Source organism: Acidisarcina polymorpha (genome assembly GCF_003330725.1).
In the GTDB taxonomy this organism is placed as follows: Bacteria; Acidobacteriota; Terriglobia; order Terriglobales; family Acidobacteriaceae; genus Acidisarcina; species Acidisarcina polymorpha.
The window spans coordinates 3,245,039-3,268,714 of sequence record NZ_CP030840.1 but is presented as its reverse complement, the minus strand read 5'-3'; the positions used below and the strand labels follow the sequence as shown (position 1 = coordinate 3,268,714).

Here is a 23,676-nt window from a genome sequence, read left to right as displayed (position 1 = left end):
CTTGATCTATGATCGTTAAATCCTTTATCGTAGTAAAGACGACAGTTTATCCTATGAACACAGCTACCACGCTAGATGCCGCTGACAGGGTCAGCCTCCCTCTCGGACGATACCTCAGAGACCGGCGGGCTAAGCTCGATCCTGCGTCTCTTGGATATAAGTCTTCACGCCGCAGAACGCCCGGCTTGCGACGTGAAGAGGTTGCTCAACGAGCCAACATCAGCTCGGCATGGTACATGTGTCTGGAGCAAGGCCGAGGTGGAGCACCGTCGGCTGAAGTGCTCGACAACCTGGCGAAGGCGCTGCTGTTGACTGATGCGGAGCGCGAGCATCTGTTTCTGATCGGGCTGGGCAGAGCGCCGGAAAGCCATTACAAGCAGCCCGACGGCATCGAACCACGACTCCAGCGTGTATTGGATAAGCTCAGCCCCGCTCCGGCATTGATAAAGACCGCGACCTGGGATGTCGTCGCGTGGAACCAGGCAGCAGCGGTCATCTGGCCAAACATGGGAGAGGAGACGGGCTACGGGCGTAACACACTGCGAATGGTTTTCCTTGACCCGAATGCCCAGACGCTCTATCCCGATTGGGAGGCTGCGGCACGAATGGCTGTTGCGGGTTTTCGTGCTGACGTGGCGCGGGCAGGTGCAATGGCAGAGGTGGCCGCAATGGTGGATGAACTTTCGCGCTCCAGCCCGGCGTTCAAAGCAATGTGGCAAGAAAACGATGTGTCGGACAGTGCTCACGCCATGAAGGAGCTTCGCCATGCGGTGCTTGGAACAATCAACTTCGAAGTTTCCATCTTCGGAGTAGACGGAAGACAGGACCTCACGATGATGGTGTTCCTTCCAGCCAGCAGAGGCGAGGCGGAACGTATTGCTAATCTGCTCCAACAATAAGACAGGCCACCTATCGCTTCTGTCAGCGTTATCTTGAAAACGCCTCGCGCGATAGCGCACAGGTCAGATTGCCGCAATCTGCACCGCGTGCTTCGACATCCCATTCACCCAACTGATCAGCAGCTCCTTCCAACTCGAGCCTCCATCAAGGGAGCGGAAGACTAAGCCCTCAGTTGACAGGTAGAACACCCCTGGCTCGCTTACATTTTCCGCGATCGCCGCGGCTCGATGACGGTGTGCTGCGGGCAACCCACGACAAATCTTCTGCCATGCACCGTCTCCTTCACGGCGATACATGAAAGAGTTCGACATCTGTTCATAGTGCGCGCCGTAGGCTCCTGTTGCCACAGACATGAGTTGCACTGTGGTAGGTCCTGAAGCTATCGCCAGACTCCAGCAGTAGGTTTCTTCAAGTCCTTCTTCGAAACGCTTCCATGTCTCTCCCTTGTCATCACTCTGGAAGAACCCATCGCCCGCGGCTGAGAGGAACTTGCAGGGATCAAGCGGGTCGGCTACGAGCGAATGTGTATCTTTTGGCGCGCTAGGAACACGGTCAAGCCAATGCGCGCCCTCGTCATAGCTTCGCACCAGCGCGCCCGCCTCGACAGCAACATGCAGGCCACAGGGATGATTGCGGTCGGGCAGAATCGCCCTCACATGGTGGGTGTGGGGGCGTGGCGGAAAGCTCCACTTGGCTGATGAAGGAAGTTGCGTCGGTGCCGATAAAGCGGTCCATGTGGCACCGCCGTCCTCCGAACGGAAGATCTCGCTGGGCTCCGTGCCGGCGAAGAGAATGCCGGACGCATTCATTGCCAATGCGGTCACTTTGCGAGATGCAAGGTTTACGCATGGGACCCAGTTCAATCCTCCATCTTTGGTCTTGTAGAGGCCTGAACCAAGTGTTCCGCAGTAAGCAATGTTCGGCTTTCGCACATCCACCAGAACACACTCAATGGGCTGATCTTTCAACTGCGTCGATCCGGACCAGATTCCGTCGGCTTCTCTTACGATCGAGACTCCGCCAACCGTTGCAAGATAAATTGTCGTCATGGCTGCATCGTTCCTATTTTGATCTGCCAAACTGGTGAATAGTGGAGTCGAGCTTAGACCCCGGTTCTCGTGGAGCCGGCATCCACATGGAGAATTTGTCCTGTGATGAAGCTGGCTTCGTCGGATACAAGAAATACGAGCATTCAGCTGCGAGACATATCAGAGTTTGATACGCCACTTCGCAACGCAGCTAAGAACCGCGCCAGGAGAACTCAGATCGAAATAGCCCTTTCTGAGCTTTCCTAGCCCTTGAACCAAGTCGCGTCGCCTTTGCGCTTCGTATCGACCACCGAACGTTTTGCCTAACCATCGGGCTGTAGACTTAGCGATCCACATCCCGAAAGCTGCTTCATCCTAGACGCGTACCGCCAGCATTTGATAGCTGGCCCACTTCCGACGATCTATATGTCGAACAACTTTCCCGCGTTGGTATGCGCAATCTTATCTTTTCCCCACTGGCTGGTTGGCAGCGTTTCCAGGAAGCGTCGTGCCCCTGCCATCGTCAAGTATGGGTAATCGACGGAATACAGAATACGATCCTCTCCAAGCACCTTGCGAACGAACTCAAAGTGAGGCAAATACATCATGCCGCTAGGAGTGACATAAACATGCTCCTTGAAGGTTTCGGAGATTGTCCTAGACAACCCTGAAATCTGAGGCGGAATCATGTCGTCGAGCCGTTGCAAATAGAACGGGACCATCTCCCCCCAGTGGCCGCTGATGACCTGCAGGTTGGGATAGCGATCAAAGGCACCCGATAGCAGGACTCGGATTAGTTGAACACCGGCTTCGTTGTGCCAACCCCAGCCGAAGAGCGAGAGTCGTGCAGTCACTTCTTTTTTCAGGCTGCCATAGTAGGGCTGCTGCACCTGAGGAAGCGGATAGCCCGGGTGGATGTAAACTGGCACACGAAGCTCATCTAACTTGGCAAGGATCGGTTCAAAGCGGGGGTTATCCAGAAAGTCGTTCCCAGGGCGACCCAGCAGCATGGTTCCTACAAACCCCAGCTTCTTAACGATCCGTTCCAACTCCTCGACTGCAGCCTCTGGAGTTTGCCAGGGCAATGAGGCGAAGGCCGCAAAGCGGGTCGGATTAGCCCTTACCATCGCCGCAAGTTTGTCGTTAACCGCTCGCGTAAGCTCTAATGCCTTCTCTGGCGGCGCGTCCTGGGGCGGATTGCTGCAGGAGAGAATCTGCATGTCGATGCCGTGCTTATCCATTTGCGCGATACGTTCCGCGCCTGCCTCTGCAGCGAGCTTCAGCGTCACGGCAATGTCCATTGGCAATGGGCGCTGCTCGTCGCCATCTTCCATCGCGCCACTATCGCCGGAACCAACTTCTGTGAGATACGGTGCGTCCGCCTGTCGTCTTGGTTGTCCCGCCCTCGCAAGGTCCTGATCGATGATGTGTTCTTCAACGCAAATGATCTTCATTGATAACTCCAAAAGCAGAAGTTGTGGGTTCATGGCACACACGGCCTTCGGCATACATCACCGCCTAATGCGAGGTCATGTCACGGGGTATTCAGCGTAGGTCTACCTTCGGTTCGACAGACATGCCAGGTCTCAGGAGATCAAGACCAGCTTGATTTGCCGCGAATCGAATGCGAACAGGCAATCTCTGCACGATCTTGACGAAATTACCGGTCGCGTTTTCCGGGGGAAGAACACTCGTTCGATCTCCCGATGCAGCCGGCATGGCTTCGACATATCCATCAAAGTCTCTTCCGAGGGAGTCCACTTCGATCCTGACTTTTTGTCCAGGACGAATCTTCTTCAGCTGGGTCTCGCGAAAGTTTGCTGTAACCCAGAGATTATCCACCTGAACGATGACGAGTAGCTGTTGTCCCGTCGTGATCTGTTCCCCAACTTCGGCGCTCCGTTGGGTCACAATCCCGGACACCGGTGCGTAAATTCGGGTGTAACTGAGGCGAAGACGCGCAGTCTCCGCTTGTGCCTTCGCCGAGTTAGCACTCGCCTGTTGGGATTCAACGGTCGCCTTCCGAATCTGTAGCTGACGCGGAGCATCGCGAACGGCTTGCCGCAGTCTGCTCTGCTGCTGTTCCAGTTGCGCTTCCGCTTCTGCAACCTTCTGGGTGGAGGATCGCAAAGCCGCTTCCTGCTGATCCACGCTTGCTGCTTGCGCTCTCGCAGTAGTCAGATATTGATCGTAATCCGATTGCGCGACTTCCTGCTTCTGCAACAGCCGAGTATACCGTTGCAAGTCCGTTTGAGCTTTTTCGTTATTTGCCTGACTCTGTCGAAGTTGCGCAGCTGTGCTCTTCTCATCCTGTTGAGCAGCTAGCACAGTCGCTTCCGCATTTGCGACAGAAGCGTTTGCTGTTTCAAAAGTGTTGGTGTTTGAGGATTGAGTAATCGGAACGTTAGGTCGTTGCGTCGCCGTCTGCGCGTTAGCTCCTTCGAAGGAAGCTTGTGCCTGATCCAGCGCAACCTGGTAGTCCTTCGGATCGAGCTGTACTAATAAATCACCGGCGTTCACCTTCTGATTATCCTCAGCACCCACTGCCAGCACCGTTCCATCTACCCTCGACGAAAGCGGATGCAGGTGACCATCAATCTGGGCGTCATCGGTCGTCTCATAGGTCCTGGAATGCAGCCACCACAAACAAGCTCCAACGAGCAACACGACGACGACCACAATTCCGAGAACGAGGTTTCGTCTTTTCTTTGCGGGATCGGGCGAGGACTTCTCCTTATTCTCCTGGTTGTTCTGAGGCTGATTCTCGCCCTGATCTCCAGAGCTATTCTGGCTTGAGGAATCGCTCTTTTGTTCCTGTCCGTCCTGTACCTGTGTTTGATCGGCCATCGCTATTGAACCTCGAGAAGAGTTGGTGCGACTTGCTCCAGCTGACCTAAAGCACGGGCCACGCTAAGATTTGCAACGTTGTGGGAATAAAGGCTGCTGATATAGTCACGCTCTGCGGCGGCAAGGGTCTCGGTGGATTGAACAACCTCCACAGAATCGGTCACACCTTCCGCGAAGCGGTCCTGCGACTGCTTCAACGTGTCAAGTGCGAGATTACGATTGCTCTCGGCCACCTTGACCTGTGCCGTAGCGACATCCAGGTTGAGATACGCGGTGCGGAGATCAAGCTCGACGGCCTGCTCCTGATCCTGGTATTCAGCTCGCCGCTCATCCAGTGCCGCTTGGGCTTGTTCAATGTCCGATCGAGTTCGGCCTCCATCGAAAATTGGGATGTTGACGTTTCCGGCCACACTGAAGATGCCATTGCCAGAGTTGGGATTCACGCCTTCGATCGCGTAGTAACCGGATACAGACGCCGAGGGAAGATGCTCTGCGCGAGAAGCTCGAAGCGCTTGCTCCGCGGCGCGAACCTGTGCGGCATCGGCCTGAAGGTCCTTCCGCTCTGATTCCGCTACTCGGATGGCCTCTTCGAGAGGCATTGTCGCTACCTGCCGAAAGGGTAGTACTTCCTGGAAGGTTACTTGGGTACGAAGAGGTACGCCGATCATGCGGAGCAATGTCAGTTTCTCCTTCGCTAAATCTGCCTGGTTGGATGAGAGCCGCTGCTGTTCTGTCTGCAATTGCACCAGGCTGCGCTGTGTATCGACCCGCGACTTCGTTCCTGCGCGACCCTGAGCAAGCGCCTGATCGTAGCTTGCCTGGGCATACTGAACCTGCGCCTCTTGCGATCGGACGAGAGCCACCTCAGAGAGATTGCGCAGGTACTCGCCACTGACAGCGAGAATTACCAATTCTCGGGCATCCTTCAGACTTAGGTCCGAAGCCTGTTCGAGCTCTTTTGCTGCGCGGTAGTTCCCGAGCGCCGTCCTGTCAAAGAGGCTCTGTGAGGCGCTTCCACGCGCATCGTAGTAGTGGTATGGACCAACGACCTTCGGCAGCAAGCTTGCGAAGCTAGGGACCGTGCTTGCGCTAAGACCGATCGCCTGTAGATCGCTTTTTTGGTCCGTATAGCTGAGACTGGCGGTCAGGTCTGGACGTAGAACACTTAAGGCCGCAAGGCGCTGCGCGCGTACTTGTCGTAGCGAGTTGTTTCCGTTGATTGTTCCCAGGTTGAACTGCAAACCCCGCCGGATCGTGTCCCCAAGCGTCAGACCCAATGGGTTTCCGGTCGCATGTGGATCAAGAACACTCGATTGATAGTTGCCTTGAGCGCTGATGCTGGTATTGATCGTGTTCGCAGTGGAAGTTGAGCCTCCTCCGACCGCCGTCTGCTGAGAAGTCACTGTGCTTGACGCTTGCCGTCCAGAAAGAGGGACCTGCTGCGCCCTGGTTGGCTGGCTGCTACTACCCTGACCGGAAGGGGAAGACTGACAGAGACCGCCCAGAGACAAGCTGCTCATCAAGAAGAAGACAAACAGACTACGCCGAGTTTTGACAATTCTTTTCATGCTTGTCCTTGTCTAATGCGCTGCTGCCGCCGTGCCTTTGGGTGGGCGCGTCATCAGTAACGCCAAAGGCGCCATGACAAACATGGCAATCGCGAAAAAGTGAGTAATGTCCTTGTACGCAAGGATGCTTGCTTGCGCAGAAAGGCTCTGCTGATAAAACTGCGCCATTGCTCTATGCTGAGCGTCCGCCGTCGACGAAAGTACACCCTTTGATTGCTGCGTCAAAGCGTTCAGGCGTCCGACCCAGGCCACATTTCCAGCGTTGACGTGTCGCGCCAGATACGCCTGATGCGTTTGGCCCCAACGGGCAGCGAACGTTGTGACAAAGGAGGTTCCGATTGAACCTCCAACATTCCGCGCCAAATTGGTCGTGCCGGAGACATCGTTGCTTTGTTCCGGACGTGTTCCGACGTAAGCCAACGTCGAGATAGGCACAAAGAGGAAGGCAAGTCCAAGCGATTGTATAAATCTCGCTTTGGCAACCCATGCAAAACTGACACCAAGATATATCTGGGCCACGTAGAACAGTCCGAAGCCCATCAGGAGGTATCCACACACGACCAGCTTTCTCGGATCAACCTTGCCCATGAGAAAACCCACGAGCGGCATCATCAGAATCGTAGCCAGCCCTCCGGTGGAAAGCGCCTCCCCGGCCCCGCCGGCTGTATATCCCATGAGCTGTTGCAAGATCTGCGGCATGGCAATGTTCGCGCCATAAAGTGCGAAGCCGACTAGCAGCATCATCATAAAGGCAATCGCGAAGGTTCGATTTCCGAAAAGATGCAGATCAATAATAGGCTTCTCACCTTTGCGGGCAATGTAAAGCTCCCATGTGATCATGCCCACAAACCCGATGACTGTCAGTAGAAGAAAGAAGCGAATGAAGTCGGAGTTCAGCCAGTCGTCCTCTTGCCCCTTGTCCAAGATCACTTCGAGGCAGCCGAACGCAAGCGCAACAAACCCGAAACCCAGTTTGTCCATGCGGAAGCCTTCTTTTTTTACCTTCTCTACCTCTTCGGTTACGTGAGGCGGATCTTCCACGAGACGGGACGTAAGAAAAAGCGAGATGAGGGCTACTGGAACGTTGATGAAGAAGATCCAACGCCAGTCATAGTTATCCACGATCCAACCGCCAAGCGTCGGTCCCAGCACCGGGGCGGTTACAACGGCCAAGCCATAAACAGCGAAGGCTTGTCCCCGCTTCTCTGGCGGAAAGGTGTCAGCTAAGATCGCTTGTTCGGATGGCGCCAAGCCGCCACCTCCTATCCCCTGCAGCACTCGGAAGAACAGTAGGAGCGGCAGGCTTGGTGCGAGCCCACAGAGAATAGAACTGATGCCAAAGAGCGCGACGCAGCTCATGTAAAAGCGCTTCCGCCCAACAATCGAGGAAAAGTATGCGGCTGCTGGTAGAACAACTGCATTCGACACAAGATACGAGGTAATCACCCAGGTTGCCTGGTCCTGTGTTGCACCAAGCCCTCCCGCGATATGTGGAACGGCGACGTTGGCAATGGAAGTATCAAGTACCTCCATGATGGTCGCTAGCGTCACAGTTACCGCAATCACCCACGGATTGTGTTTCGGCCTTCCTTGATCTTCAGGCATGATTTGTGCGCACCTTTGACTCCTAAGAAAGTTAGAGGCAACTAAAGTGAGTTCTCGCCGAACAAAGGATCAGCCAATGTTCCCTTCAGATCAGGAACTGAAGCGCAGTTGCAAAAAGCTGGTTGGCCCTCTCGTAACGGCGCATTTCGCCGAATGCTTGCAGCGTACCATGCGGTACGCTGGCATTGCAACATGCCTGCTCTCAAAGAATCTGTCCTGTATTCTGGAGGTATGAAGCTGAAAGCCGAGATGCGGAGTAAGTGTCCAAGTTTGGTGTCGAAGCGTGTCGCCGTCGATGACCGCATCGAGGCCATCTTGGACGCAGCAACAAAGGTGATCATGGAGCATGGATATGCGAAGGCCAGTACCCGAGAGATCGCACGCAACGCTGGAGCCTCGAAGGAGACCTTTTATCAGCGGTTCCCATCCAAGGCATCTCTCTTTGCTGCGCTGATCGAACGACAATCTGATCGATTGCTTTGCCCGATTGCGCACGCTTTAGAGGAAGAAAAAGATCCTTATAAGGTACTCACCCTGTTTGGCGAACGTCTTCTGACAGTCTTGATGAACCCAGAATCGGAACGTTTACTTCAAGTTGTAATTGCGGAATCGAGCGAATTTCCAGAGCTCGCTGCCGCGTTCTGGGATAAGGGACCAGGTCTTGGTCGGGAGTTGCTTAGGGCCTACTTCAAACGACTGGCGAAGCAAGGACAAATGCGAAAGGAAGACATTGAATTTGCTTCGGAGCAATTCCTTGGGGCTCTGGTAGGGAGCATTGCACTGCGCAGAAATCTTGCAATGCCTGCCTATCTCCCAAATCCGAAGGCTGTTCAAGTCTGGGTGCAAAAGACTGTAGATTGGTTTCTTCGTGCCCACCTGATTGTCTAACTCGAGCAGAGGCTGTTGACGGGATGCTTGCTGCGTTATTAGAGCGAAACCCGGGGGCGACTTTCGAAAGCAGAACTTTTGCCGCTTCCCGTTACTCTACCGACATCTTCCAGAAGCATTCTCTTCGCTCGAACCTGGCGGCACGGATAAGATTCTGTTTGTCTTGGGGTTTCCCGGCCGATGTCTTGCAGTCTTTCAAAGTCGTTCGTTCAAGGCGTCATTTTGTAAAATGTCGACCCTGATTCTATTCGCCCACTTCTGAAATGCCACGGCCTGTTGTCCTTGCAGATTGGCGGTCAACGATTCCTGATCCTGCCAGCGTTCCGCTACGAGCATGCGGCCGGTGCTCGCGTCCTCCAGCGTGACGGCATTGAAGAGGCCCCTGTCTCGTCTCGTGCAAGGGTCGATTACTTCGATATGGGCAAGAAACTCAGTGTCGTCGGACGCGTTCACATGGCCCAACCCATAATGATGGTCACTTTGTCTTCTTTGCTCATAGTTAGTGAATTCACTGAGCTCGGCTCCGGCGAGAGGGGTGCGATGGAAGATGGCGACGAGCAGCGCCCATTGCCAATGGACATTTCGATGACTCTAAGCTCGCTGCAGAGGCAGGCGCGGAACGTATCGCGCAAATGGATAAGCACGGCATCGACATGCAGATTCTCTTCTGCAGCAATTCCCCCAGAACGCGCCGCCCGAGTAGGCATTCGAACTTACGCGAGCGGTTAACGACAAACTTGCGATAATGGTAAAGGCTAATCCTACGCGCTTTGCCGCCTTCGCCTCATTGCCCTGGGAACATCCAGAGGCTGCAGTCGAGGAGTTGGACGTACCGTCAAGAAGCTGGGGTTCGTAGGGACCATGCTGCTGGATCGCCCTGGGAAAGACTTTTTCGATGACCACCGCTTCGATCCTATACTTGCCTGGTTAGATGAGCTTCGTGTGCCAATTTATATTCACCCCGGGATATCCACTTCAACAGATCCAACAGCCTTACTATGGCAGCCTCAAGAAAGAAGTTACCGCACGACTCTCGCTCTTCGGCTGGGGTTGGCACAATGAAGCCGGCGTGCAACTGCTGAGAGTGCTGCTGTCTGGCGCCTTCGATCGCTTTCCAAACCTGCAGGTCATCAGCGGCCACTGGGGGCGGATGGCCCCGTTCTATTTGCAACGGCTCGATGACATGATTCCGGGTCAGATTTCAGAGTTGTCTAGGACAATCTCCGAAACCTTCAAGCAGCATGTTTATGTCACTCCTAGCGGCATGATGTATTTGCCCCACTTTGAGTTCATTCGCAAGGTGCTTGGAGAGGATCGTATTCTGTATTCCGTCGATTACTCACACTTGACGCTGGCAGGGGCACGACGCTTCCTGGAGACGCTGCCAACCAGGCAGGGGGAAAAGTAAGATTGCGCATACCAACGCGCAAAAGTTATTCGACGTATGAGATCTTGTCGGAAGTGGGCCGGTTGTTCAATCCCGGCGGCACGCAATATCGGAAGCAACAGCATCCTCATATATGAACGGTTAACCCGCGAAGGAACGGGTTGAGGAACATTTTGGCGGCCTAGGGGAAGTTGAATTTCGCACGCGACGGTTACCGCTGCCGAGCTTGCGGAGGACCCGATTACATATAAGCAGTTTAAAGAACGTAAGCTTCGTGGACAACGCTATAGAGTCGAGATGCCTGCTAGCAAGCCGCGAGGGTGCCCTCGACGCGACGCGGGCCGCCGTCGCTGACTCAAAGCGCCTGCTGAGGATTCAACGAAACATCGGACGATCAGCGCAGCGTCAACGGAATACCCGTGAAGAGTTCTCGAAAGGAACTACGGTGCGTGATAAACACAATGATCCAAAGCAAAGAAACGACAATGGCTGCCCCGGTACCCGCTGCGTCCAGGGTGGCGTGATAAAGCAAGATATTGAAGAGGATTGCTGCCAAGATCGTCAGCGCCAAAGCCACAAACCTATTAGCAAGCAGCAGTATGCCGGCCACGCCCTGTACGAAGGCAACTCCCATCATATAGCGGGAGTTGAGCAGGGCCTCCATGTATTGCTTCGCAAGCAATGGAACGGGCAAAGGATGGTGGGCAAAATGGAGTAAACCATTGAAGCCACCGATCGTCATGAGGAAGCCAAGCAGATAACGGGCTGAAGCGGCAGATAGGCGCTTCACTGTTGACCGCGGGACCCTTGAGTTAGGGACGGCCTCTGTCGCGTCGCTACCCAGTTGACGGAGCGTTCTGAACGGTTCACCGGTTTCCATTTAGCTAACGTAGCTTCCCCTAGACCGGCGTGCAGTCAGGAATAGTATGGATTCGTAAAGAAGCACAGACACTTCAACTGGCTCTCCAACTCAACTCCCTACATTTCCTTACACGAACACACGAAGTCTGACCGCATACCTCCCGCTTGGAGGCTACCGCCGGGAAATGAAGACTCTGCACGAACATGAGGAATCAAGGTTAGCGCTGCCAAAGCCGAACCGTGATGCTCAAATCAAAGCGTACGCTCCTTCCGTCGAAAATGGGCGGCTACGAATCCTGATCGTCTTCTACAGCCTTCCTTTGTTCGTCCTTGCTTCTTTCATCCCCGCGAATGCTCAACAACTAACAGCTACAACTGCGGCGGTAATAACTGATCTGCCGGATGCTCCGCAACCCCAAGTTCGAGAAAGCGCAGCATCCACAGCTCAAACAGGAGAGCAAGGAACCATCTCGGGCCTGGTGCTTGATGTGAGCGGAGCGAGCGTCGCAGGCGCCCAGGTAACGCTAAGTACCACTGACGGAGTGCAGGTCCGCGCGATGAAGTCGAAGCCAGACGGTGTTTTTGTTTTCTCCGCGGTCCCACCCGGTTCGTACACGGTCGAGATCAATGCTGACGGACTCGGTCCGTTTACCTCTGCTCCTATCGTTCTGACGGCTGGGCAGGTCTATAACGTCCCGAGAACACTGCTGTCAATTGCCTCAACGAGCACATCGATAGAGGTCCGACCGACGGATGAGATTGCTGCCGATCAAATTAAGCAAGAAGAGAAACAGCGTATTCTCGGTTTTGCGCCCGCTTTCTACGTTAGCTATGTTCTTGATGCAGCTCCAATGACGACAAAGCAGAAGTATTCCCTTGCCGCGCATGACACTCTTGATTGGTCTACCTATATCGGGGTCAGTATAGGTGCGGGCATCGAACAAGCAAACAATAGCTTTCGTGGATACGGACAAGGCGCCGCTGGCTACGGCAAGCGTTGGGCGGCATTGTTCGGCGATGGACGTTCCAGTGATTTTCTAAGCCACGCGGTGTTCGCTTCCATGCTTCATCAAGACCCGCGCTACTTCTACCAGGGAACTGGTACGACGAAATCGCGTTTGTATCACGCCTTGAGCAGTGCCTTTGTCGCACGCAGCGATAGCGGAAAGTCGATGCCGAACTATTCGTATCTCCTTGGGACTATGACTTCCGGCGCTCTCTCGAATGCCTATTATCCTCATGCAGACCGCTGGCGGACAGTAGTGTTCCTCTAACGCGACGAGTTTCACGTGATCTCCCTTTCGTTTTCATTCCTTATCGTTCAGGCTCCATCCGGTCTTCCAGCGATGCCCGTCGGATGACGTTGAGTAAAGTCGACTAACGGCTTGAGCAATCAACCGCTCTTCAGGGAGGTCGAGCGGCCGTCGATCAGCATGTTGTTATCGATTCACGAAGGATTTGAAACCGTGATCTCTTTACCGTCGATGTAGCTCTTAGAGTCCGAACTGAACATGACCGTATAGGTTTCGGTGCCGCGAGTTCCGCTGATTCCCCTCGCTTCGATCCAGAGCGAAGCGTAATCCGCCGTCTCAGGGGAGAGGCCTTCATCTCGATCGGTCCGGATCTTTTCTACGATACCTTGACCATGAACACTGCTATCTCCGACCAACACCCAGGCAAATCGTTGGCCGACGCTCAGCTGCGGTTTCGAATCCATTGGGTTCTCCTATGCTCGAGATGAGCGAAATTAAAATGACCAGATTCGTAAAGTAGCCCCGACGAATCCGCAGTTCACTACCCTGTGATTACCAGCTGGCGGAGATATTCTTCAGCAGCCGCCCAATCGTTGTCCGTCGCGGACAGGCCGACATAGCCATCGGGCCTGACCAACAGCAGCCTCTTCCGATCAGGGGATATGCGCGGTGTCGGGTCTAGCAGGCCGGGAAAGCGGGATGCAAATGCCGCTCCCTGCTCATAGTCGGACGTGAACAGAACAAAACGAGGTTTGTTCCCTATTCCCGGAGGCGGACCATCATAGTATCGCGGCGAGAAGCGTCCGCCCGCACGAGCGCCGACCGTCAGGAGGCCTTGGCTGTAATCGAGCTCAATTTCGGTAAAGGACGTCGCCTCCCGCTCCTGTACGCTGTGAAAGCCGAACATGAAGCGCATGACCGCATCACGCGTAGCCTGTGCAATCGGGCTTTTGAGCGTGCCCAGTTCCGTCATTAGTGTGGCATTATGCAGGACCTTTGCGCCGACCTCGCTCCGTTCCGGTGTGTAAGTATCGAGCAATCGAGGAGACGCCTCTTCCCGGACAACCAACGCCAACTTCCAGGCCAAATTGATTGAGTCCTGCATACCGGTGTTCATGCCCTGGCCGCCCGCAGGACTGTGTATGTGAGCGGCGTCGCCGGCCAGAAAAATGCGCCCTTTCGAGTATTCAGACACTTTGCGTTCATTGATGTAGAAGTTGGCCAGCCAGACGGGATCGGTCACGAGCCAGCCGCGTCCTACGCGCTTATCTGTCAAGTCTTGTACGTCTTGCAATGTCGGATTCGGCTTGGATTTGCCCCCCGATGACTTGGAAAAACCGGCAATGATCCGCGTTCGTCCTTTGGCCATTGGAAACAAAGCAAACGGTCCATCGGGATGCAGGAACGCTGCGATTTGATCGCTTGGCGTTTGATGATCGCCCTCCAGGCGGATGTCGGCAAGCAGCCAGTCGCTAGGGTCGGTCACGCCTTCGAATGAAAAACCCAATCCATTCCGCAGCGTGCTATGCGCACCGTCACAGCCAATCAACCATGACGTCTGCACAGCCTCCTCATGACCGTCAGCATGCTTCAGCCGCGCTTCTACGTGGTCCGGCGCCTCCCCGAAGAGGGTCAGCTCTACTTGTCGCTCCACCGTGACCCCAAAAGACTGAAGGTGCTCGATCAGAAGTCGTTCCGTGTCGACTTGGGGGATCATAAGACCGAAGTTGTAGGGACTTGCGACATTATCAAACCTGTGATGCCCCAGAACAGTCTTGCCGTTATGGAAGGAGGCACCGTGACAATGAAGACCATTCTCGAGAAAAGCGGGTGTGCAGCCCATCCGGTCCATCAACTCAAGCGTGCGGCTCCAGATGGCGAGAGCTTTAGATTCAGTGGATTGGTGCGGGCTTCTGTCAATGATCCGCACGTGCACCCCATATCTCGCAAGCTTGGCCGCGCATGTAAGACCCACTGGCCCCGCGCCTATGACTAGTACCTGTTCCATCCCGGCTCCTTATGTTGCCTGGTTACCTACTCACCACGTGCTATAGTCTCCGTTATCGTACTCACGGTTACGATAGCATATGTGTGTGCTTTCGACCGCCAAGGCCGCCTGATTGGCTGATGCAGGAAGCGGAAGCGAAATTACCAAGGAACGGAGGGCCCACTTCTTCGCTTTGTAATCCACAGCTTCCGGATTTAACAGGTCTACAGCCCGCCCGTAAAGGTATGCTGTATTTTCATGCGGCTTGCCGAACCTTCACTCCGCACGGTTCTCGACGGTGCTTCAGTATCAAATCTCCCGCTCGACGGCGTATAGAACGATTTTGCTGTAGACCATGCTGCAAAAAGGTTCCGGGATGAACTTGCAGTCAAAGAAGCCCTGTTTTCCTTCATAGATTCTCTGGTCCTCAAAAACACGGCCGTGTTTGACAGGGACGTATGCTCGAAGGCTGCGGAGGAAATTTCAGACGCCGACGATATCCGCCGTGACACTCTGGTAAGACCTGAGAATCGGCAGACGTGACATGCCGACATACATGTCACGTCGTCATCATGCGAGTCTGACTTCGCAGGAGAAGGTACTCGACAATGCATTTCCAGGCTGGGTTCTCAGCAGACGTTATACATTCACAAGAGGGGTCGCCCGCAACGCTTAATGACTATTGATCTTTGGTACAAAGATGCCTTTATCTATTGCGTCTCCGTAGGCAGCTACCTCGACACCAACGCCGACGGTATCGGGGATTTCCGCGGTCTAATGCGCCGGTTGAGTTACCTCCAAGGGCTCGGCGTCACTTGCATCTGGCTCATGCCGTTCCAACCTTCGCCGGGTAGGGACGACGGTTATGATATTGCGGATTACTACAATGTCGATCCCCGTTATGGCACACTCGGCGATTTTGTTGAGTTCACCAACGCCTGCGAACAGCACGGTCTTCGAGTTCTCATTGACCTGGTCGTCAATCACACCTCAGACCAGCACCCTTGGTTTCAAGCAGCTTGCAAAAGCAAAGATTCGTCCTATCGCGACTGGTACGTCTGGTCGAAGACCAAGCCGAAAAACGCGGAGTCCGGTGTGGTTTTTCCCGGCGTACAAGAGTCCACCTGGACCCTGGACAAAACATCCGGCGAATACTTCTTCCATCGCTTCTATGATTTTCAGCCCGATTTGAACACCGCCAACCCCGCGGTGCAGGCGGAAATTCTAAAGATCATGGGCTTCTGGATGCAGCTCGGCGTCGCAGGATTTCGCATGGACGCAGTTCCGTTTGTGATCTCAACCAAGGGCGCTGAAATCGAAACACCGATTGAGCAGTACGACATGCTTCGGGTGTTCTCCCAATTCCTCTCATGGCGCAAGGGAGATGCTATCGTGCTGGCCGAGGCGAACGTGCTACCCGGCGACGATCTTAATTACTTCGGCGATGTGGGGGAGCGTCTGCAAATGATGTTCAACTTCGCCGTCAATCAGCGCCTGTTTTACGCTCTAGCCAGTTGTGACAGCCGACCGCTCCAGGAGGCGCTTACCGAAACGAAGCCGCGTCCTTCCAGCGCACAATGGAGCCATTTCCTCCGCAATCACGACGAACTCGACTTGGGCCGCTTGACAGACGAGCAGCGAGCCACCGTCTTCGAGGCTTTTGCGCCCGACCCGACCATGCAGCTTTATGGCCGGGGCATCCGTCGTCGCCTGGTGCCGATGTTGCACGGCGATCGTCGTCGGATTGAACTTGCCTACAGCTTGATGTTCTCGATGCCCGGCACGCCCGTGCTGCGTTACGGCGACGAAATCGGAATGGGCGACAACCTGGCCCTTCCCGAGCGGACCTGCGCCCGCACTCCCATGCAGTGGACCGATGAGGTAAACGGCGGCTTCACCGACCATCCGCATCCCAAGAACCCGGTCATCGGCGGCGGCCCGTACGGCTACGAGCATGTAAATGTCGCAGCTCAGCGCCGCGATCCGGACGCCCTGATGAATTGGATGGAACGCATGATCCGGATGCGGAAGGAAACGCCTGAGGTTGGATGGGGCGACTTCGACATTCTGCCCAGTGGGCGAAATGAGATCCTGATCCTTCGCTACAAATGGCGCAACAGCACCCTTCTAACCATTCACAACCTGGCAGGTGATCCCATCGAGATCAACTTCCGTCCAGATCCGAATCCGGAAGCGGAGCCAAAACCATTGATCAACCTGATCTCCGATGACCATAGCCACCCTGGTGCAGATGCAAACCACTGTATTCTGCTCGAGCCGTACGGCTATCGTTGGTTCCGTCCGAAGGATCTCGGCTTCTTACGCCACCTCTCGGACTTTTGATCCGCGCGGGAAACCTTCTGCTCATGCGAGTCTGTGCGGCACGGTTTACAGCAAAATCGTTCTATACGTTTCCCCAGTCTCGACTTAATACTGAAGCATCGTCGAATAGTGTCTGATCTATCGGATCAACTCATCGAAAGCGACGAACGCGTTTGCTAAGCTCTGCCAATGCACGTGTAACGGGAAGGTCGTTAGCGAAGACAACGCGTTCGCATTGTCTTCACGGGAGGGCAGGCCGCCGCCCTAAGAATCCGATTTTCTTCCATAGACGCTAGAAACCGCGTGGCTGCGTCCATGAACATGTTATGTATCTACGTTATCGTAATACCACGTACGATATCATCTCGATCTAGCTTATACGCCTTACCAAACTGTGAGGATGCGCGATGAACACTGCTGAGATTAGAATCTTCGTTGTGGATGACGAGCCTATCATCGCACGCACACTCCAGGTCATTCTTCGTCAGGACGGCTTTGCGGTCTCCTCTTTCAAGAATCCTTTGGAATTGTTAGAACAATTAGACGAGGAGATGCCTCACGTCGTGATCTCGGATGTGATGATGCCGGGGCTTTCTGGCGTTGACTTGGCTGTCCAGATCAAGCAGAGGTATCCGTCCTGCAAGATCCTGCTTTTCTCTGGCGCCGCCTCCGCAGCAGAACTGCTGATCAAGGCGAGCGGATTAGGACATCAATTCCGTCTTCTTTCTAAGCCCGTCCACCCAACGGACCTACTCAAGAACCTTCGAGAAATGACGGAGGCCTGACGATGTGCCGGTATGTGTCTCTCAAAGTCCTTTCCGCGAAGAAAGCCCATCGACAGAACGCTTCTTGGATGACCTCGTTGGCAGCTTTGTCCGATACCCGTCCAGGTATACGGCAACAGCACCACGGACCCACGCTCTAGTTTGTGCGTCGCCAGTCACAATTGGTGGTAAACCGAAACTGTTACGGAGATAGAAAACGCCCAACGTGATCCCCAAGAAGTGATTGGCTGCTTCCTCGGCATTTCTAATTTCAATAAATCCCTTTTCAGCCGCCGCATCTAGGTATTGGATTAGGTTCCTGGCTCCGATCCCAGGCCCGCTGTCCCAGAACAATCGGCCGAGTTCAGGAAACCTCTCAGACTCGGACATGACGAGACGCTGCCAGCGGCTTCCTTCTTCGCTTCCTACCCAGCTGAGAAACTTCATGCCTATCAACTCGAGGGACTCCTCGATTGGGCGGTCAGGCAGCACCATCTTCTCGCGATCTGACGAACTGATTCTTGCCGCCAGCCTTCGGCGAAAGAGCCCTATGAAAAGCTCCATCTTACTTGGGTAAAGAGCATACAGCGTGCCTTTCGAGGCGCCGGCACGCTCGGCAATCTCCGCCATGCTGGCGGCTGAAAAACCTTTGTCCAGAAACACCTGCGTCGCCACATCGAGGATGAGTTCCTTATGCGCATCGGTTTCACTCGCGGCGGGGCGGCCTGCATGACGTCTTTTTAGAGCTTTCTTCGGTCTCTTCACTTCTATAGATTACGATTTCCGGCGGACCGCGCCAAGCGTCCCGTACGTATGGCAGAACCGGAACCCGCAATTCCCGCATATTTGATCTGCCGGTACTATTTTCTTTCGTTCTTGGCTTTATTCCAGGACTCGATTCGCGTCTTGACTTCCCCGTGAGCCCTTGCAAATCTTTCCGTAACGGAGTCGCGAAATTGGGGTCACCACACCAGAACACCCTCTGGATGCCTGATCGACCTCAGTGCGATCAATGTCGGAAAAGAGCGCCGGTCCATCCAGGAGGATTTGCGAGCTATTCGTCTGGAGACAGCGCAGGCGATCGAAGCAAGGTTAAAGCGGGGACAGGTCGATGGCGACGCGCCCGGGGACGCACCGGCAGAACAGCGGCGGAGTTCTATACCGCTCTTCTGCACGGTCTTCCCATTCAGACGAAAGATGGCGTGTCCCTCGCGAACCTACGGAGCACCGTGGCGCTCTGGCATGGATTCATGGAGGATTTAGCATCCTCTTCTTGTTCGTGGCGGATAGGTGCTAAGCGCGCTTCTAGCCAATCCGCCCCGCATTGTCACAGGTTGCTAGCGTACGATTTTCGACGTTTGCTGTGGTCACCCCAAATTGAACAAACTTCCGGTTAGATCGGCTAGTTTCGGCGGTCGGCGCAAGATCGTTCTAGACGTCGCCTCACTGGGCCCGTACTTTGAGACGGGTCACCTCATCTCGATTCACGCATAGACGTGTTCCGGGGTATGTTATATGCTCACCATATCGTAACGTCAAGTACGATAATGAATTGGGTCGATTGCAGACGCGGGGCGAGGATCGGTATCGAGGTCGAGTGGTGCACATTGAGTTCGGACCCCATCTGCGATCTGCAGTGGAGCGCGTTGTGCGCTTCTCCACAACATGAAGAATGCGAACCGAAGGAGTGCTCAATGCCCAAAGACAAGCTACCGCCAGCCGCCGGAAGTCCTTTCATAACAAAAAACTTCAACAAGTTCTTCTTTGGTATTTGTATCGCCGCCTTAATCTTGGTAGTGCTTTTCGTGTTGTATTTTCTGTTCTTCGCAAAGAAACATGGAACCCCGAAGACGGCGACGCCAACGACTTCGTCGGTATATTCATCTGCGCCGGGGCGCGACCGAGTTTAAGAGGGGCCGGAAGCTGTTCCGCCCTGACAGCCGTGTCTGAACCATTGGAAGCTGACGCAGTCCGGACGGCTCTCAAGCCCTGATGGAACGGACTCGCACGCGTGACTCTTTCAGTAACGCCGGATAGAGGAGGCTTATGAGCGATTCTCAGCGACCGATGAAGAGCGAAACGCCACGTGAGGTTACGTCGCGCACCACAAATGATTGGTTCGGACGCCTTGCAGCGCACACCTCGAGCTGCCTTGGCTCGAAATGGGCCTTTGCTGGAGCAGGCTCAATCATCGTGATCTGGGGTGCCACTGGTCCTCTGTTCCACTTCTCAGACACTTGGCAACTCATCATCAATACGGGCACAACCATCGTTACGTTTCTGATGGTGTTCTTGATTCAGAACACGCAGAACCGTGACGCGAAGGCGATCAACCTCAAGCTCAACGAGCTGATCCGCGCTATCGACAAGGCTCGCAATAAGATGATCGATATCGAAAACCTGAGCGATCTTGAATTGGATGCGCTACAGGCCACTTACGAAAAGGTCAGAGTTGCCTACGTCCGGCACGAGCGCACAGACGGGAGAATTGTACCGTGATCTCTGTTCAAACCTCGACCAGGCGAGACTGACCATAGCAACGCCGTTTCGCACACCAAATCCACGAAAAGGAGCACTAACCGAGATGGCTGAAAAATCACTAATAGTCCCGTCCGCAGAGATACTTGACCGTGCTCGCAAGATCAAACTCTTCCTGATGGACGTAGACGGAACTCTGACAGACGGTGCCCTTTACCTTACATCGACGTTATCCGAAGAAGACCAGACGCTGTCCGCGGTATCAGAGACAAAGGCCTTCAATGCGAAAGACGGCCCTGGGCTGTCCCTGGCCCACGCTATGGGGCTGAAAACCGGCTTCATTACAGGCCGTCGGTCTCCAGCCGTGTCCCAGCGCGCGAAAGAACTTCATGTGACTTACGTCTATCTTGGGCAGGCAACAAAAACCGACGCCTATCTCGATTGCATGCAGAAAGCTGGCGTAAGCGATGAGGAAATAGCGTATATGGGAGACGATCTCCCGGACATCCCTCTTGCTGAGCGAGCAGGTCTTGCGGTCTGTGTTGCGGATGGGGCGGAAGAGCTTAAGGCGAAGTGTCATTACATTACCTCTGCTCTTGGAGGACGTGGGACGGCGCGGGAAGTAGTTGAACTCATCCTTAAGGCCCAGGGCCGTTGGGATGCAGCCGTCCCCCTCGCCCGTGCGTAGATCACAACCGCGTGGAGCAGTTCTATCTCCGAAGCACGAGAGCTCTTTGCTCGTGGCACTGGAAGCAGCTCATCAGTTAATAGGCGAAGATGCTTGCACGTCAACAGGTTCACGATAAGCCGTCAGGGAATTTTCCCACTTTGCAGCGAATCGTTCGCCATAGGCCTTCGCTAAGTTTTACCCTCAGACGAAAGGAACAACGACATGACTCAATACCGAATCGCTGTGCTAGTCGGCAGTCTCCGCAAGGATTCATTCAATCGCCAATTAGCGAACGCGATTGTGAATCTGGCACCATCGGAATTCTCATTCAACCAGCTAGAGATCGGTGACTTGCCGCTCTATAACCAGGATGACGATGCACACCAGGCCGGCCCTGTGAAGCGCCTGAAGGCAGAGATCGCAGATGCCCAAGGTCTACTCTTCGTCACGGCTGAATACAACCGCTCTATCCCGGGCGTACTCAAGAACGCCATCGATCACGCTTCCCGCCCATATGGCCAGAGCGCATGGGCCGGTAAACCTGCCGGGCTGTTGGGTGCATCAATCAGTTCCATCGGGACGGCCATGGCGCAACAGCATTTGCGCAATGTTCTCGCCTACCTGGATGTGCCAACACTTGGTCAGCCGGAAGCATTCATTCATGCCAAAGACGGCTTGTTTGATAGCGCCGGAAATATTGGTCCCGATGGCAAGGCATTCCTGCAAAATTGGATGAATAAGTATGTCGCCTGGATAAAAGAACAGATCGGCTGAAACGACAGGCAATACACTCGAGCTCACAGCGTCTGGCAACTCCACCGTATGCGTCTGCTAGAAGTAGCTTCGACTCGCTCCAATTCAACTTGCTTTCGTCAACCGAAATTGATTTGTTTCCCATAGGTGGCGGCCAGTAGGCCATCGCGTTCATGTCGCATGGTGGCTTGCTTCGGATGAATTAAGGAGGGGAGGGTTTCGTCGATGGGCATCTTTCTGCTTGATATGGTGAGTGCATGGACTTTAGTTTGAATGCCACAGCTGCACTGCTCGCCATGATGATCGCATCCGCGAATGGTCACTGCCAGACGACGGTCGTGAAGCTAAACAAACTCGCCGATCGCTTTGTAGATCAGCAACTGCAATATGATCCGACACTCTCGTATTCGACTGGCCTGCCCACCCGTGACCACAGCCGCTTTCGCGACCGAAGCCCCAAGGCGCTTTCGATGCACGACCAAGAAGAACGAGAGGATCTCAAAGCGCTTCTCGCTTTGCCAATCGCTAGATTGACTCAACCCGACCGTGTAACTTATGCAAATCTGCGTGAGCGCCTGGAGTCCGATCTCCAGCTTCGAGTATGCAGGACTGAGCTTTGGAACGTGAACCACTTTGACGGCTGGCAGTCCGAACTCGCGGAGGTGGCTGAAAGACAACCCGTGGGCTCAGCCGAGGAACGGAAGCAGGCTCTTCAACGTTGGGGCAGCATGCCAGAGTATTTGAATGTCGAAATTGCCAACCTTCGGCTAGGTCTTGCGCGAGGATACTCTGCGCCCCAGTCCATCGTGCGCAGAGTGATCCGGCAGATGGATGACCTAGCGACCATGAATCCGGAGCAATCGGTCTTCTACTCGCCTGCGAAACGCAGTGCAGATGCCACCTTTCAAAATGCATTCCGACAGCTCATCCTGAACAATATCAACCCGGCTTTGAAGTCGTACCGCGACTTCTTGCAAGCGGATTATCTGCCTAAGGCCAGGGAAGGCATCGCGATCTCCGATCTGCCTAATGGAGCCGTTTGCTACCAGGCGTTTCTTCGCTCCAGTACCACGCTTGAGCGAACCCCGCAGCAAATTTTCGATCTGGGTCGGAAGACAGTGCGCGAGAATGTAGCGGAGATTGCGAAGATCGGAGAGGCGAAGTACCAAAGCGCAGACCTTCCGACCATTGTGGCAAGGATAAAAAGCAGTCCCGCGGAACACTTCCGATCGAAAGAAGATCTGCTTGGGTTTTCGCAGCAGTTCCTGCAACGAGCAAAGGACATGACGGCCGGGAAACTCATCACCCGGATGCTACAACAAGACGTTGTTATTCGGCCGCTCTCAGCTTTCGAAGAAAATGCGGGTGTCGGATCTCGCTTTCAAGGACAGCCCGATCCTAGCAAACCCGCCATTTTTCTGATCAAGCTCGGTGACTGGCAAACCGAGACGCGCTCCGACGCGGAAATCATTACGGTACATGAAGCAGTACCTGGGCACTATTTACAAAAGACCCTGGCGCGTGAACTGCAAGCATCTACGCGCCTGTCGAAGCTCATCGACAATGACGCCTATGCAGAGGGCTGGGCACGTTATGCGGAGGCTATGGGCGACGAGGCCAAGATCTACGATACAGAGGACGCTTCCGTGATGCGGAGGTTGTGGCCGGCGCGCGGCATGGTCGTTGACCCTGGTCTCCATGCATTTCACTGGACACGACAGGAGGCAGTGGACTACATGGTCTCTTCAGGCCATTTCTCTGCGGACGCGGCCAACGATTATGTTGATCGCATCGCGGTGATGCCAGGCCAGCTTAGCTCGTACGATTCTGGTGGACTGGAAATAAAGGCGCTTCGGACCGAAGCGCAACTGAAGCTGGGAGCTCGCTTTGACCTGCGTCGCTTCAATCGGGCGGTGCTAGACGAGGGAGTTGTTCCACTTGGCGAACTGCGCGCCCATCTAGAGGCCTGGATAGCCGAAGAGCTCTCCCACGAGTGATTTTGACCGATCAGCCTCGTAACAGATTGACGAAGCTGCGCTCTTGAACACGTTCCATGTTTGCGGCGCGCTGTACAGCGGTCAGCGCAAAATCGTTCTAGACGCCGCCGTCGCGGAGCCAGTACGTTGAGATTGGCTATCGCGCTGCCATTCAAGAAGCCCCGGACGATCAATTCGGAAGCTATTCACAATCGATTCGCAGAACGGTGGCTATTTGGCGTGGGAGGCTATGGTCAATCTCAAATTACATCGCCGTAGTATGCTCGCTGGCTTGACTGATGTACTGCTGAGCTCAACTATGTGCGGTGAACCTTCGATAACCGCGCCTGCACAACGAGCGAAAAATGCCGATTCGAGGCTGTCACCAA

The 23,676-nt window shown here is 54.5% G+C and carries 22 protein-coding genes; 11 read left to right on the top strand and 11 right to left on the bottom strand.

The features are described 5' to 3' along the window. Window positions 1–8 precede the first annotated feature (8 nt). Window positions 9–899, top strand: a complete 891-nt coding sequence (locus ACPOL_RS14085; protein ID WP_338026793.1) for a helix-turn-helix transcriptional regulator — start codon at window positions 9–11, stop codon at window positions 897–899. Window positions 900–962: 63 nt separating this feature from the next. Here ACPOL_RS14085 and ACPOL_RS14080 read toward each other — a convergent pair whose 3' ends face one another. The 6 genes from ACPOL_RS14080 to ACPOL_RS14055 form a co-directional block, all read right to left on the bottom strand. After that, complete coding sequence (locus tag ACPOL_RS14080) at window positions 963–1,949, bottom strand: beta propeller repeat protein (protein ID WP_114207613.1); 987 nt, start codon at window positions 1,947–1,949, stop codon at window positions 963–965. 53 nt (window positions 1,950–2,002) lie between these two features. Then, entirely contained in the window at window positions 2,003–2,092 is a 90-nt protein-coding gene (locus tag ACPOL_RS36270) for an SDR family oxidoreductase (RefSeq protein WP_114207612.1), read from the bottom strand. Window positions 2,093–2,350: 258 nt separating this feature from the next. Further along, window positions 2,351–3,382: an amidohydrolase family protein gene (locus tag ACPOL_RS14070; protein ID WP_114207611.1), complete on the bottom strand. Its 1,032-nt coding sequence runs from the start codon at window positions 3,380–3,382 to the stop codon at window positions 2,351–2,353. A gap of 91 nt (window positions 3,383–3,473) precedes the next feature. Beyond that, window positions 3,474–4,775 (bottom strand): HlyD family secretion protein, encoded by a 1,302-nt coding sequence (locus tag ACPOL_RS14065; protein ID WP_114207610.1) that lies wholly within the window; start codon window positions 4,773–4,775, stop codon window positions 3,474–3,476. A 2-nt stretch (window positions 4,776–4,777) separates the two neighbouring features. After that, window positions 4,778–6,343, bottom strand: a complete 1,566-nt coding sequence (locus ACPOL_RS14060; protein ID WP_114207609.1) for a TolC family protein — start codon at window positions 6,341–6,343, stop codon at window positions 4,778–4,780. Window positions 6,344–6,355: 12 nt separating this feature from the next. Next, on the bottom strand, window positions 6,356–7,948 hold the full coding sequence (locus ACPOL_RS14055; RefSeq protein WP_114207608.1) for a DHA2 family efflux MFS transporter permease subunit: 1,593 nt from the start codon (window positions 7,946–7,948) through the stop codon (window positions 6,356–6,358). Window positions 7,949–8,179: 231 nt separating this feature from the next. Here ACPOL_RS14055 and ACPOL_RS14050 point away from each other — a divergent pair, with 231 nt between their 5' ends. Then, the gene (locus tag ACPOL_RS14050; protein ID WP_161557357.1) at window positions 8,180–8,836 is read left to right on the top strand and encodes a TetR/AcrR family transcriptional regulator; all 657 of its coding nucleotides are present in this window, start codon (window positions 8,180–8,182) and stop codon (window positions 8,834–8,836) included. Window positions 8,837–9,031: 195 nt separating this feature from the next. Here ACPOL_RS14050 and ACPOL_RS14045 read toward each other — a convergent pair whose 3' ends face one another. Next, the gene (locus ACPOL_RS14045) at window positions 9,032–9,289 is read right to left on the bottom strand and encodes an antibiotic biosynthesis monooxygenase (RefSeq protein WP_114207606.1); all 258 of its coding nucleotides are present in this window, start codon (window positions 9,287–9,289) and stop codon (window positions 9,032–9,034) included. Window positions 9,290–9,697: 408 nt separating this feature from the next. Between ACPOL_RS14045 and ACPOL_RS36265 the strand changes: the two genes are divergently transcribed. Further along, complete coding sequence (locus ACPOL_RS36265) at window positions 9,698–9,898, top strand: hypothetical protein (protein ID WP_414633350.1); 201 nt, start codon at window positions 9,698–9,700, stop codon at window positions 9,896–9,898. Between the two features lie 7 nt (window positions 9,899–9,905). After that, complete coding sequence (locus tag ACPOL_RS14035) at window positions 9,906–10,244, top strand: amidohydrolase family protein (RefSeq protein WP_414633349.1); 339 nt, start codon at window positions 9,906–9,908, stop codon at window positions 10,242–10,244. Window positions 10,245–10,617: 373 nt separating this feature from the next. Here the strand turns inward: ACPOL_RS14035 and ACPOL_RS14030 are convergent, their stop codons facing one another. Then, on the bottom strand, window positions 10,618–11,013 hold the full coding sequence (locus tag ACPOL_RS14030; protein ID WP_201759230.1) for a hypothetical protein: 396 nt from the start codon (window positions 11,011–11,013) through the stop codon (window positions 10,618–10,620). Window positions 11,014–11,269: 256 nt separating this feature from the next. Here ACPOL_RS14030 and ACPOL_RS14025 point away from each other — a divergent pair, with 256 nt between their 5' ends. Next, window positions 11,270–12,358: a carboxypeptidase-like regulatory domain-containing protein gene (locus tag ACPOL_RS14025; RefSeq protein ID WP_114207604.1), complete on the top strand. Its 1,089-nt coding sequence runs from the start codon at window positions 11,270–11,272 to the stop codon at window positions 12,356–12,358. Window positions 12,359–12,531: 173 nt separating this feature from the next. On the opposite strand, the gene ACPOL_RS14020 is transcribed toward ACPOL_RS14025, so the two are convergent. Together ACPOL_RS14020 and ACPOL_RS14015 are read right to left on the bottom strand one after the other, a co-directional pair. Continuing rightward, window positions 12,532–12,801, bottom strand: a complete 270-nt coding sequence (locus tag ACPOL_RS14020; RefSeq protein ID WP_114207603.1) for a hypothetical protein — start codon at window positions 12,799–12,801, stop codon at window positions 12,532–12,534. A 77-nt stretch (window positions 12,802–12,878) separates the two neighbouring features. Further along, window positions 12,879–14,345: an FAD-dependent monooxygenase gene (locus ACPOL_RS14015; protein ID WP_114207602.1), complete on the bottom strand. Its 1,467-nt coding sequence runs from the start codon at window positions 14,343–14,345 to the stop codon at window positions 12,879–12,881. A 654-nt stretch (window positions 14,346–14,999) separates the two neighbouring features. Here ACPOL_RS14015 and ACPOL_RS14010 point away from each other — a divergent pair. Together ACPOL_RS14010 and ACPOL_RS14005 are read left to right on the top strand one after the other, a co-directional pair. Continuing rightward, on the top strand, window positions 15,000–16,667 hold the full coding sequence (locus tag ACPOL_RS14010; protein WP_114207601.1) for an alpha-amylase family protein: 1,668 nt from the start codon (window positions 15,000–15,002) through the stop codon (window positions 16,665–16,667). 386 nt (window positions 16,668–17,053) lie between these two features. Then, entirely contained in the window at window positions 17,054–17,431 is a 378-nt protein-coding gene (locus tag ACPOL_RS14005; RefSeq protein WP_114207600.1) for a response regulator, read from the top strand. A gap of 21 nt (window positions 17,432–17,452) precedes the next feature. Here the strand turns inward: ACPOL_RS14005 and ACPOL_RS14000 are convergent, their stop codons facing one another. Next, window positions 17,453–18,175: a TetR/AcrR family transcriptional regulator gene (locus tag ACPOL_RS14000; protein WP_161557356.1), complete on the bottom strand. Its 723-nt coding sequence runs from the start codon at window positions 18,173–18,175 to the stop codon at window positions 17,453–17,455. 1,281 nt (window positions 18,176–19,456) lie between these two features. Between ACPOL_RS14000 and ACPOL_RS13990 the strand changes: the two genes are divergently transcribed. From ACPOL_RS13990 to ACPOL_RS13975, 4 genes are all read left to right on the top strand, one after another. Beyond that, window positions 19,457–19,909 carry a low affinity iron permease family protein gene (locus tag ACPOL_RS13990; protein WP_236657467.1) on the top strand — a complete coding sequence of 151 codons (453 nt, stop codon included), beginning with the start codon at window positions 19,457–19,459 and terminating at the stop codon, window positions 19,907–19,909. Window positions 19,910–19,994: 85 nt separating this feature from the next. Next, window positions 19,995–20,576: a KdsC family phosphatase gene (locus ACPOL_RS13985; protein WP_114207597.1), complete on the top strand. Its 582-nt coding sequence runs from the start codon at window positions 19,995–19,997 to the stop codon at window positions 20,574–20,576. Window positions 20,577–20,780: 204 nt separating this feature from the next. Further along, window positions 20,781–21,332 (top strand): NADPH-dependent FMN reductase, encoded by a 552-nt coding sequence (locus ACPOL_RS13980; protein WP_114207596.1) that lies wholly within the window; start codon window positions 20,781–20,783, stop codon window positions 21,330–21,332. 236 nt (window positions 21,333–21,568) lie between these two features. Continuing rightward, window positions 21,569–23,308 (top strand): DUF885 domain-containing protein, encoded by a 1,740-nt coding sequence (locus ACPOL_RS13975; RefSeq protein ID WP_114207595.1) that lies wholly within the window; start codon window positions 21,569–21,571, stop codon window positions 23,306–23,308. The last annotated feature ends 368 nt before the right edge of the window (window positions 23,309–23,676 follow it).